Origin of the sequence: Blautia sp. Sow4_E7 (genome assembly GCF_052116245.1) — a bacterium.
GTDB lineage: Bacteria > Bacillota > Clostridia > Lachnospirales > Lachnospiraceae > Blautia_A.
The window spans coordinates 25234-36824 of record NZ_JBQKLL010000037.1; the positions used below are offsets into that span (position 1 = coordinate 25234).

Sequence of the window (11591 nt, forward strand, 5' to 3'; positions counted from 1 at the left end):
AGGACATCTGCTTGCTATTAGTTGCAAGCAGATGTCCTGATTTTATGCTCGATCCATTCCGCAGGCCGTAGCCGATTCAATGAGACAGCGATCATTGGTCACAGCATCATAGAACCGGAAGCCGCCGGAGAAGTTATAGCAGTCAAAGCCGTTTCCGGCCAGGATACGACAGGCAATGTAGCTGCGCAGACCGCTCTGACAGATGACGTAGACAGGCTTACACTTGTCCAGCTCACCCAGCCGCTCCCGCAGCTCGTCCACCGGGATGTTAAAGAAGCCGTCAATGTGTCCGTGTGCGAATTCTTCCACAGTGCGGGTGTCCAACAGAGTTACGCTTCCGTCACGAGGAAGACGATCTGCAGCTTCCAGATGCCATTGTTTCAGAACACCGTTTGCGATATTCTCAACCATAAAGCCAGCCATATTTACCGGGTCTTTCGCAGAGGAATAAGGCGGTGCGTAGGCCAGATCCAGATCCTTCAGTTCCGTGGCTTTCATTCCTGCCCGGATAGCGGTGGCCAGCACATCAATGCGCTTATCCACACCTTCATAGCCTACGATCTGCGCACCCAGCAGGCGATAAGTCGCCTTTTCAAAGACCACCTTCATTGTCATGACTTTCCCGCCGGGGTAGTAACCTGCATGGCTCATGGGCGACAGGATAACCGTATCAACATCCAGCCCTGTTTTTCTGGCGTTGGTCTCATTTACGCCGGTAGTAGCGGCAGTCATGCCAAAGATCTTGATGACACTGCTGCCTTGGGAGCCGGTATAATGGCTGTCTCCGCCACAGATGTTGTCCGCAGCGATTCGTCCCTGTTTATTGGCAGGGCCAGCCAAAGAGATCAGAGCATCCTGCCCGGTGACGAAGTGCTTCACCTGCACCGCATCGCCCACGGCATAGATGTCGGAAATGGAGGTTTCCATTCGGTCATTGACCACAATACTTCCTTTAATGCCCAGTTCCAACCCGGCATCCTTTGCAAGGGTGGTTTCGGGAGAAACACCAATGGCCAGGATTACCATATCCGCATGGAGAGGCTGTTCGTCTTTCAGCAGCACATCCACGCCGCCGTCCCTTTCCTCAAACCCTTCTACGGTATGACCAAGTGCCAGCTTTACACCGTGCTTGCGCATTTCATTATGGATGAAAGAAGCCATATCGGCATCAAAGGGATTCATAAGCTGTTTTGGACGCTGGACAATGGTGACATCCATCCCCAGCTCTCGCAGGTTTTCTGCCAGCTCCAATCCAATGAAGCCACCACCTGCCAGTACAGCGGATTTGGGATGGTTTGCATTGATGTAATCCTTGATGCAGAAGGTATCTTCAACAGTGCGCAGGGTAAACAGCTTATCAAGACCTACACCGGGAAGCCGGGGCTGGGTAGGCTTGGCTCCGGGAGAGAGAATCAGCTTGTCATAGCTCTCCTCGAACTCCTCACCGGTTTCCAGATTTTTCACGGTAACTTCTTTTTTTTCGGGATGGATAGCCGTGACCTCATGACGCACCTTCATGTTTACATGGAACCGGGAGAAGAAGCTTTCCGGGGTCTGGAGGGTCAGATCCGACCGATCGGTAATCACATCACCGATATAGTATGGCAGACCACAGTTGGCATAGGAGATATACCCCGAGCGCTCAAAAACTACGATTTCTGCCTGCTCATTCAGTCTGCGAATACGGGCGGCAGCGGTAGCACCGCCTGCCACACCGCCTACAATGACAACTTTCATATTATCGTTCCACCTTTCCTGCATAAGCGCAAATTCCGCCTATGTTTTTCACGTTGGTATAACCCAGCTGCTGCAAAACAGCAGCTGCCTGGCGGCTTCTTGCACCACTGAGACAGTGTACAAAGATGGGGGTAGCTTTATTGTCAATCATGCCAGCCACTTTGTCAATGGACTGCAAAGGAACATTTTTACTGCCGGGGATATGCCCCTGCCGGTATTCGTCGGGGGTGCGAACATCCAGCAGGACTGCGCCATCCGTAGTGCTATATTCTTTGACACCCTGATTGATGTCAGGGCCTTTCAGGAAATCGAAGAATCTCATCTTTGCACCTCCTTACAGCATGGCGAGAATCTGAGCCTTAGGTCTGGCACCGGTGACTTGATTGACAATCTTTCCGTTCTTCATAACCACCAGAGTGGGTATGCTCATCACACCGAACTGCATAGCCAGTCCCTGTTCCTCATCCACATTAATTTTAACAACCTTGATATCGGAGCGCTCCTTGGCAATCTCCTCTACCAGAGGAACTACCATGCGGCAAGGACCACACCAGGGAGCCCAGAAATCCATCAGGACGGGCTTGTCCGAGTTCAAAACCTCTTGATTGAAATTGTTTTTATTAACACTGATAGCAGACATATTTAAGTCCTCCTGTTTTCTTTTTTATGGCTTTATTATATCCAGTAGTCGTTCCTTGTTCTGTGATTTTATCACTTATCGCCGGTGACTGTTTCACCGGGCCAACTATTAATTCCGCCGATCTCAATGATATTGGTGTAGCCCAGTTTCACCAGTTTTTCAGATGCCTGCTTACTCCGATTACCGCTGCGGCAGTATACCAGAATCAGCTGATCTTTATCCGGCAGTTCAGAGATATCCTCTGTGCCAATGGATTCGTTGGCAATATTGATAGCACCGGGAATATGCTTTTCGCTATATTCCTGAGCAGTACGAACATCGAGGATGATGTATCCGGTTTCCTCCTCCATCATCGTCATAGCTTCCTCCATAGTAATCTGTCGATAGGTTTTTTCAGTGGATTGCGTTGCACAACCAGAGAGAAGCAGTAAAGTCATTAAAATGGGAATGATTCTTTTCATGTGTATACCTCCATATTTTGAAGATAGGGCAGCCGTTTCCAGCTGCCCTGTTTCCCTTTTTATGTTCTTGCCATTCCGTCTACACTGAGCACAACGCCCGTGATATAGGATGCTTCGTCAGATGCCAGGAACACAAATGCATTGGCAATATCCTCCGGCTGACCCAGGCGGCGCAGAGGGATCTGCTTGATGAGCGGATCAATTACTTCCTTGGGAACAGCCTTCATCATATCGGTCAGGGTAATACCGGGAGCGACTGCATTCACTCGAATACCCTTCGGACCCAATTCTCGGGCAAGGGAAACCGTCAGGCCATTGACAGCAAATTTGGATGCGGGATAAGCAAAGCCACTGGGCTGGCCGTAAATGCTGACCATTGAGGAGGTGGAGAGAATAACACCTTGACCTTTTGCAATCATGCACTCACTGGCGGCTCTTGTAGCATTGAACACGCCTTTTACATTCAGATCCATAACCTTATCAAAGGTTTCCTCCGTATATTCGGTAAAGGGAGTGCTTTCGGATACACCGGCATTGTTCACCAGAATATCAATGCAACCGTATTTTGAGGCAGCTTCTCGGAACGCATTGCGGACAGATTCCAAATTGGACAGGTTAGGACTGATTCCCGCAACTGTTGCATCAGGGTACTTTTCTTTCAGCTGCGCAACCGCTTTGTCAGCAGAACCTTGTGAGCTTGCGGTCAGGATTACCGTAGCACCTTCCTTCAAAAATTTGTCTGCGGTAGCGTAGCCAATGCCACGGCTGCCTCCGGTGATGATTGCAACTTTATCTTTCAGTCTCATAAGAATACCTCCTTGTGTTTTGTATTTGTAGTATAACCTGTTTCGGAGGCGCTCTCCGTGATAAAATCACATTTTTCCAAGAAGGAATGATAGAAAAATCATGCCCGTGCATAAATAAAAAGTCACAGTCACGCTCCGATTTGAAGTGTAGACTGTGGTTTTTATTTTACAGGTTCTGCACTTTCAGCCATCTTGATGATTTCGGAATCATCAATTTTGCTTGGAGTGTATTCCAGAACATAAGTGACTTCCGGAGAATAAGTCCAACAGAGAAATGCCGTGTCATCTTTCTTGTAAAGAGCGCCCGGCCAGTCCTGAATCATCATTTCCTCACAGCTGTCCATACTGCCAACCGGGAAAAGCACTCCCAGGGCTTCTGTATTTCGCTGTAAGAAAGGCAATCGAATCGACCAAACGAGCTACCGTTACAGATGGTAACTAATCTCCTATCCGGATGAAAAATTGACTCTCCGCTCTGCTTCGGTCGGTGCTAAACGAATGCCACTGGCATTCAGCACCCTAAATTTTTTTGAAAAAGTGCGGTATGGTATGGGAAGAAGGAGGAAAGCTTCATGGATGAGAAGGGAAAAATGAATATCGAGAAATACGAAGAACTGATAAAGGAAGTGGAAGCAAACAGCCCATACAAGAGACTGTCTTCTGCAAAAAAGAAATGGATGAGTGTTTCTGAGATGGGCGAGCTTTTAGGGCTTAAAAAGACGGATCGGTATTGGCTGGTACATAAAAACTTTTTTGAGACCAAAGAGATTGCCGGAAAGATGCGGGTCAATATTGAGAGTTTTGAAAAGTGGTATGCGAATCAGATTAAATATCATAAAGTCAACGGAGAAGAACCGGGAAAGGAATTGAAAGAATGGTCTTATTCTGTTCCGGAACTTGCAGAAATGCTGGAGCTTACAGATGGTGTCGTTTATGACCTGATCAAGCGGAATAATATCGAAGTCGTGATTGTGGACTACTGGAAACGTGTACCAAAAGCTGCATTTCAGAAATGGTATGACGGACAGTCCGGATACCGCACGAAGGAGGATAAAAAGAGGGACGCGGAAATGGAGGTCGCTACTCTCACTATGCCGGAAATGGCCAGACAGCTGGGAATCACCAGAAATCAGGTATATGGCATCCTGAATAGTCAAAAGTATCAGCATTTCTTTGAGTTCGTTACGATCGCTGATCGAAAAAGAATCACGAAGGAAAGCTTTCAGAAGTTTCTGAACGAACAGGATGAATATCATCTGGATCCGGCGAACGATTATGAAGAACTGGCAATGGAAGAAAATGTGGCACTGGCGAATTATCGGAGAAAGAAACTGGCACAGACCGGGGAACGAGGAAGGAATGGCAATCTGCAGTATCTTACTATAGATGAAGCAGCCTTTATGGCAGCACTTCTTACGTCACTGGCGAAGACAATGAAGTGAAAAATAGTGAAAAAATAGTGTAATTTTAGTGAAAAAATGGGTTTCGTTAAAAGGAATGTTAAAAATATATCTCCATCATGCTAATTGATATCACCGTCATTTGATGGTAAAATGATGGAGATAATATTAAAATGAAGGAGATTTCGATGAGAAGTTTTGATTATATAAAAACTCCGGAGCAATTGCTAAAACCTGAAATTGTTCAGATGGTCGGAAGCATTCATGAGCATAAAGGTAAGCAGGAACTGTTCCTTGAAGCCAATATAGACGAATTGAAAACTCTGTTGGAAGTTGCTTTGATTCAAAGTACAGGGGCTTCTAACAGGATTGAAGGTATTTATACTACCGACAAACGTTTGGAAGAATTAGTAAGACAGAAAGCCGAACCACGTAACCGGTCTGAACAGGAAATATCCGGATACCGGGAAGTTCTTGCCACTATCCATGAAAGTTATGAGTATATTAATCCGAGACCCAATATTATTTTACAATTGCATCGGGATTTATACTCATATTCCGGAGGAAATGCTGGTGGAAATTATAAAAATTCGGATAATGTAATTGCAGAAACAGATGCAGAAGGTCATCAGAAAGCGCGTTTTATCCCGGTGCCGGCATTTCAGACTCCAGAAGCTATGAATGAACTTTGTACAAATTTTCTGGAAGCATGGGAAGCAGATCGAATAGATAAGTTGATTCTTATCCCTATGTTTATTCTTGACTTTCTGTGTATCCATCCATTTAATGATGGAAATGGGCGAATGAGCCGCCTGTTAACACTTCTTTTGTTTTATAAAGCCGGCTATATTGTCGGAAAGTATGTCAGTGTTGAAATGCTGATTGAAAAGACAAAAGAAACTTATTATGAGGCATTACAGGAAAGTTCCAATGGATGGCACGAAAATGAAAACAGTTATGAGTCATTTGTAAAATATTATCTGGGAATTATACTGAAAGCATACAGTGAGTTTGAGGGGCGTGTAGAGCACCTGAAAAACAGAAGCCTTTCAAAGCCGGATCGTATAAAGGCAGTGATTGATAATAAGGTAGGAAAAATTACCAAAAAAGAAATCATGGAGTTATGTCCGGATATAAGCAAGGTAACTGTAGAAAGGACCCTGACGGAACTGGTTAAAAGTGGATATATCGCAAAAGTAGGTGCCGGGCCGGCAACTGGATATGTTCGTATTTAAATCGGCTGTCGTGGTCAATACAAATGAAGTGAAATAGCAATGATTATGTATTATGACTCAAACTTCGCACATGTTTTTTGCCTATGCACCTTGAAAATTCAATACCTGACAGTTATTCAGTTGTCAAAGTTCCGCTGCTATGCTGCTTGAAGCTGTGATTTCAATAATGCAGGTAATGTGTTCATAAATGTATCAACCAGATTATTGATTTTTTCTTCAGACAGTTCAGTGTTGTCGCTAAGCATGGTTCGTAACATTTGAAGCAGCATTTGAAATGCCTGTATCCATGTAATGTCAGACATTTCGTCAGAAAAGTATAAAAAAAGTTCACCCAATGAACGGTTGTCGTTGGATTCCCGGCTTTCCAGAGAAAGCATCATATATCGAGTAAAAACAACTGCTGTGTGAGCAGTCATTGCATCGTAAGATAAGGCATAAATATTCCTTTCGCTTATTCCTGTTACGGACGTACAAAACTTTAGCCGGAATGACTTTCCCATCCTTTACAACATCAACCAACACAGAAAGCAGGTATCGGGAACGACCGCGCCTCTTTTTATTCTGGTTGTAGATTGTGGTAAGAGACATATCTTTACCATTGTACCGAAAGAACATTTTGGGTGTCTTTTTTACCATGCCAATGACATCATAACCGATTGATTTCACAGCATGGAGCGTACTTGGAGAAGAAAACCAACTGTCAAAAAGAGCGTATTTGGCTGGAATAGCAACTTTTTTAGAGATTTTTAAGAGTTCAAGCATCGCCTGTGTTCCTTTTTGCATGGAAAGCATTCTTCGTTTGTATTGCAGGGGCTCTGCATGATATTGGAAATGCGATCAACCGGAAAAATCATGGTGAATATGGAGCTATTTTAGCGTATTCGCTCCTGGAAAAACTGGATATTCCGCTGACAGACAGGGTCATTATCGTGTCTGCCATTGGAAATCATGATGAATCTACAGGGGGAGCGGTTGATGCAGTATCTGCTGCATTGATCCTGGCAGATAAAACTGATGTCAGAAGGAATCGTGTGAGAAACGAAGAAAAATCCGGCTTTGATAAGCATGACTGTGTGAATTATGCAGTTACAAATGCAACAGTGAAGGTGAATGTACAGAAACGTTCTATCACATTGAACCTGCAAATAGATGAAGATATCTGTACCATGTATGAGTATTTTGAAATCTTTCTTGGAAGAATGATGATGTGCAGAAAAGCAGCGGAACTTCTGGGTGCAAAGTTTAAGCTTACAGCTAATGGAAGTAAAGTATTATAGAGATGGAGGCTTCTGTACGGAGAAAAGAAGCAACTATTCAGAAAATATGCGGTTTTAAGCCATTTTTATGGCAAAAAACCGCATATTTTTGTGGCAATGACTTGTGACATCGGATAGAATTCTTTCAGCAAGTCTACATATCCGTCACTTTTTCAAAGTCAGAGGCCGGATGCTTGCAGATCGGACACACAAAATCTGCAGGAAGTTCTTCTCCTTCATAAGTATATCCGCATACGGTACAGCGCCATGTTGTTTTTCCGGAGGGAGCTTTCTTTTCCGGTTTCGGCTTAATGTTGGACTGATAATATGCATAGGTGGCAGAAGGTACTGCTGACAGTACATCCATATCTTCTACAGCTGCAATAAACAGGGTATGGCTGCCCAGATCAATGGTCTGTTCCACGCTTGCACTGATGTAGGCATTCGTTCCTTCCGTAAGGTAAAACAGTCCGTTTTCACTGCGTCTGCAGAACGGGTAATCCGCAAATTTATCCGTGGTTCTTCCGGACTGAAATCCAAAATGCCGGAAAATCTCAAAATCTGCCTTTTCACTCAAAATGGAAAGATTGAATTTTCTGCTGGCCATGATCACATCATGCGTCAGGTTGTCTTTGTTTACGGCAATACTGATTCTGTTTGGACTGGAGGTCACCTGTCCGGCCGTATTAATAATACAGCCGTGATCCTTCACTCCGATACGGGATGTCAGTACAAATAATCCGTATGTCAGCTGATACATTGCTTTTTTATTCATATTCATCACACTCCTGTCAAGTCATCGCAGCGCCGTCAACGCGCAGGGTAATTCCGGTTACATAGCTTGCCAGATCACTTGCCAGATAGAGATAAGCGTTGGCAATATCCAGAGGCTCTCCCATTCGTCCCAGAGGGATTCCGGCAGAAATTCTTTCTACCATTTCCTTTGGAAGTGCGGCTACCATGTCTGTCCTTGTCACACCCGGAGCCACTGCGTTCACACGGATATGATCCTTTGCCAGTTCTCTCGCCAGTGATTTTGTCAGACCATTTACCGCAAATTTCGTTGCCGGATAACCGCATCCGGAAGGCTGTCCGTATTCACCAACCATGGAACTGGTATTGATGATCACTCCGCCGCCCTGATCCTTCATGATTCTGGCAGCAGCCTGTGAACAGATAAATACAGCTGTCAGGTTAATATCAACAATTTTCTGAAATTCCTCCAGTGTATAGTCATACAGACTGGTTCTGGAAGAAATTCCGGCATTATTTGCCAGAATATCAAGACTTCCGAATTTTTCTTTTACGGAAGCAAATGCTTCTGCTACCTCCTCCGGCGAACCCAGATTCGGCCAGATTCCCATTACACGTCCCTGATATTCGCCAAGGTTTTCCATGGCTTTTTCCACAGATTCCTGTCTGGAGCCGGAGATCGCAACATTTGCACCATTTTCCAGATATCTTTTCACAATCGAAAAACCGATTCCTCTGGTTCCACCCGTTACAATGGCAGTTTTTCCTTTTAACATTTTCGTATCCCTCCCAATCTCATTGTTTTATATTATGAATAGGTTTTTGCATCTGTAAGGTTCTTATCTGCTGTCTCCTGCTGCTTTTTTCTGCACTCGGGACACACATAGTAAACTTTCAGATCATAATACAGAAATTCATCACCCATCTGTTCACGCAGGGATGCCGTGAGATCCCGAAATTTTGTATCTGCGAGCTTTCCGCAGACTCTGCACACCAGGTGATCATGTTTCTCTGTGCGGTCATATCGATCCGGCATACCTTCCATGGATATTCTGCGGATCAGTTCTGCATCCAGAAGCCTGTTCAGATTATTATATACCGTTGCGAGAACTGCGTTTGGATGGATCTCCCGCAGTTTACGGAAAATCTGCTCTGCGGCCAGATGTTCCTGCGAGGTATTTATGATGGAAAATATCTCTTTCTCGTATTTGGTCATATAAACTCCCTTTTCATGGTCTATTTTAGAATTATTCTAATTTAATTATAATCATTCTAAAAAATTAGTCAAGGGAAACTGAAAATTTTCTTTTCGGATAATTTCCTTTGTGATACCGCACACATGACGGGAATGGGATTCTGGATCCATATCTGACAGATATGGCGGATCAGAGGCGTTGCCCAATTGAAAAAATTCAAACAGACATGATGTTGGATTCTTCGCCAGAGAAGCTATGGTATTATGAAAAATATTATCAGAAAAAACATCAACTGCCGCATGCGATTGTAGTAGATGAGAATAAACAACTCAGGGATGGATATATATCTTATCTTCTGGCTAAAAAGTATAATGTCCGTGCAAATGTCTGTGAAATGATATCAGGACAGCCAATGAGAAAAATTGTTAAGGGAATTCATGTGAAGTTTTCTGACGGAAACTGGAGAAAAAAGGGAAATAAACGGTATGTTTGGATATACACGTTAAAAGAACCGGTTATTCCGGGGGATATTTTATTGGTGAAAACAAAAAGAGGGACAGATTTTATATGTGTAGAGAGTATAAATTCTGCAATTCGGATGTTTTTGACACAAGCTGTTGCAAATAACGGTCTTCCATTTGAGATAAAATGGGTGGAGCATAATCCGTATACTGCCATGTCTGAAGAAATGATGTTGGAGAAACTGGAGAAATCAAGAGTATCTGCATCAAAGGATAACTATCGATCTGCGGATGCGGTTATTGCTGATATGAGGGAAAAGTATGGAATATAAAGTAGTAGTAACAGCAGATGTAGAAGAAGATCTAAATCAATACATCAGGTATTTTCTTATTGTGAAAAAAAGTGATCAGGCGGCAAAAAAATGTTTTGGATGATTTTGTAGAAGGAACAGTGTAATGCTGTCTCTTTTCTTTCGTTCAAAAATTTAAAAAATCATTTCGAAAGTTTTAGACAAATTCAACCGAAGAGTGTATAATGAATGTAACTGATCAAACAAATATATAACATCTTTTCCGCTTTCCATGACTAATGGAAAAAGGATCGATATATATGATATCCGGGTGTACGTTTTGTTATCGCCAAATATTAGCTGTGCTAAGAGACAGCTAATCAATCCTGACGAAACTACAGGAAACTCGATGAGGTTTGATAGTAATCCCAAATAGTTATTTTTACAGGAAAATTAAAGTCTTCACGGGACTTCGAACGATTCTGGATTAGGCAGAGAAAGCTATGGAAAACTAGCTTGATTTTTTCTCCTAAGCGAGGGGTCGGAGGTTCAAATCCTCTTGGCGACGGGCTTCAAAGCGTTCGAAAATGTTAGCTGGATTAGCTGACAACGAACGCTTTTGTTATTTTCTAATCACGTTCGTGACACAAAATTCCATTCAAAATGATTAATTTCCAGCTAACACAATCCGATTTTTGTTAGCTGACAGCTAATCAAAATTACCGTTTTGCAAACATGGGTTTTAAGAAGTCCAGCTAACATTTGGGTTCCGCTCCGTTGTCACCCCTTATTCGGGGATGTAAATCAGAGAAAAGGCGGGAAAAGAAACAATCTCTCCCAAACCTGCAAACATGAATTAGCTGAAACAGTATTCAATTCTATTAGCTACAGCTAATGGTCAAACAGCAATGTCTGTTTGGAACTTTACTATTTATAAAAGTTCCAGGCAGGCATTTTTTAGTTCCTGAATCCTGGATGAAAGGAGTCAAGATGACTGAACTAAACAGACAATCAGAAGAAAACGAAGAAAGAATCATAGAAATTGAGATTGAGCGTCTTCGACCGTTCAAACAGCATCCGTTTCAGGTGAAAGATGATAAGGAAATGTTTCTTCTGCAGGAAAGCATTGAGAAGTATGGCATCTTAAATCCGCTGATCGTCAGACCTGTACCGGATGGCTATTATAAGATCATATTCGGTCACAGAAGAAAATATGCTGCGGAGAAACTGGGATACCGTAAAGTACGTAACCGCCAAATAATAATGCGGTCAGATATAAAATTACCCCAGCCCTTTGCGAGTTGGAGTAATTCACTATAATTCACATGCGATTTTTGATAGATTGGAGTTTTTCAC

Annotated in this window: 13 protein-coding genes and 2 pseudogenes; 5 read left to right on the forward strand and 10 right to left on the reverse strand. The window is 43.4% G+C overall.

The features are described 5' to 3' along the window. Window positions 1–42 precede the first annotated feature (42 nt). From ACTQ50_RS15735 to ACTQ50_RS15760, 6 genes are all read right to left on the reverse strand, one after another. Window positions 43–1737 carry an FAD-dependent oxidoreductase gene (locus tag ACTQ50_RS15735; protein ID WP_441484969.1) on the reverse strand — a complete coding sequence of 565 codons (1695 nt, stop codon included), beginning with the start codon at window positions 1735–1737 and terminating at the stop codon, window positions 43–45. A gap of 1 nt (window position 1738) precedes the next feature. Beyond that, window positions 1739–2059: a rhodanese-like domain-containing protein gene (locus tag ACTQ50_RS15740; RefSeq protein ID WP_441484970.1), complete on the reverse strand. Its 321-nt coding sequence runs from the start codon at window positions 2057–2059 to the stop codon at window positions 1739–1741. Window positions 2060–2071: 12 nt separating this feature from the next. Next, a complete protein-coding gene (gene trxA, locus ACTQ50_RS15745) occupies window positions 2072–2377 on the reverse strand; it encodes a thioredoxin (RefSeq protein ID WP_441484971.1) in 306 nt (101 codons plus the stop codon). 71 nt (window positions 2378–2448) lie between these two features. After that, window positions 2449–2838 (reverse strand): rhodanese-like domain-containing protein, encoded by a 390-nt coding sequence (locus tag ACTQ50_RS15750; RefSeq protein ID WP_441484972.1) that lies wholly within the window; start codon window positions 2836–2838, stop codon window positions 2449–2451. Window positions 2839–2897: 59 nt separating this feature from the next. Beyond that, window positions 2898–3644 (reverse strand): SDR family NAD(P)-dependent oxidoreductase, encoded by a 747-nt coding sequence (locus ACTQ50_RS15755; protein ID WP_154433130.1) that lies wholly within the window; start codon window positions 3642–3644, stop codon window positions 2898–2900. A gap of 161 nt (window positions 3645–3805) precedes the next feature. Next, the gene (locus tag ACTQ50_RS15760; protein ID WP_441484973.1) at window positions 3806–4045 is read right to left on the reverse strand and encodes a hypothetical protein; all 240 of its coding nucleotides are present in this window, start codon (window positions 4043–4045) and stop codon (window positions 3806–3808) included. Window positions 4046–4216: 171 nt separating this feature from the next. Here ACTQ50_RS15760 and ACTQ50_RS15765 point away from each other — a divergent pair, with 171 nt between their 5' ends. Both ACTQ50_RS15765 and ACTQ50_RS15770 read left to right on the forward strand, forming a co-directional pair. Then, window positions 4217–5086, forward strand: a complete 870-nt coding sequence (locus tag ACTQ50_RS15765) for a helix-turn-helix domain-containing protein (RefSeq protein WP_441484974.1) — start codon at window positions 4217–4219, stop codon at window positions 5084–5086. A 131-nt stretch (window positions 5087–5217) separates the two neighbouring features. Next, window positions 5218–6279, forward strand: coding sequence for a Fic family protein (locus tag ACTQ50_RS15770; protein WP_334305451.1), 1062 nt, complete (start codon window positions 5218–5220; stop codon window positions 6277–6279). A gap of 137 nt (window positions 6280–6416) precedes the next feature. Here the strand turns inward: ACTQ50_RS15770 and ACTQ50_RS15775 are convergent. Continuing rightward, window positions 6417–7083, reverse strand: a pseudogene (locus ACTQ50_RS15775) (IS4 family transposase); the annotation flags it as partial. Between ACTQ50_RS15775 and ACTQ50_RS15780 the strand changes: the two are divergent. Further along, on the forward strand, window positions 7047–7556 hold the full coding sequence (locus ACTQ50_RS15780; RefSeq protein WP_441484975.1) for an HD domain-containing protein: 510 nt from the start codon (window positions 7047–7049) through the stop codon (window positions 7554–7556). The pseudogene ACTQ50_RS15775 and the gene ACTQ50_RS15780 sit on opposite strands and share 37 nt — an antisense overlap. A gap of 133 nt (window positions 7557–7689) precedes the next feature. Here the strand turns inward: ACTQ50_RS15780 and ACTQ50_RS15785 are convergent, their stop codons facing one another. The 3 genes from ACTQ50_RS15785 to ACTQ50_RS15795 are packed head-to-tail and all read right to left on the reverse strand — an operon-like array spanning window position 7690 to window position 9504. After that, complete coding sequence (locus ACTQ50_RS15785; RefSeq protein ID WP_154431749.1) at window positions 7690–8310, reverse strand: flavin reductase; 621 nt, start codon at window positions 8308–8310, stop codon at window positions 7690–7692. A 16-nt stretch (window positions 8311–8326) separates the two neighbouring features. Further along, complete coding sequence (locus tag ACTQ50_RS15790) at window positions 8327–9064, reverse strand: SDR family NAD(P)-dependent oxidoreductase (RefSeq protein WP_441484976.1); 738 nt, start codon at window positions 9062–9064, stop codon at window positions 8327–8329. 32 nt (window positions 9065–9096) lie between these two features. Continuing rightward, window positions 9097–9504, reverse strand: a complete 408-nt coding sequence (locus ACTQ50_RS15795; protein WP_321067896.1) for a Fur family transcriptional regulator — start codon at window positions 9502–9504, stop codon at window positions 9097–9099. A gap of 161 nt (window positions 9505–9665) precedes the next feature. Between ACTQ50_RS15795 and ACTQ50_RS15800 the strand changes: the two genes are divergently transcribed. Beyond that, window positions 9666–10277 (forward strand): hypothetical protein, encoded by a 612-nt coding sequence (locus ACTQ50_RS15800; RefSeq protein ID WP_441484977.1) that lies wholly within the window; start codon window positions 9666–9668, stop codon window positions 10275–10277. Window positions 10278–11129: 852 nt separating this feature from the next. Then, window positions 11130–11480, forward strand: a pseudogene (locus ACTQ50_RS15805) (ParB N-terminal domain-containing protein); the annotation flags it as partial. Window positions 11481–11591 lie beyond the last annotated feature (111 nt).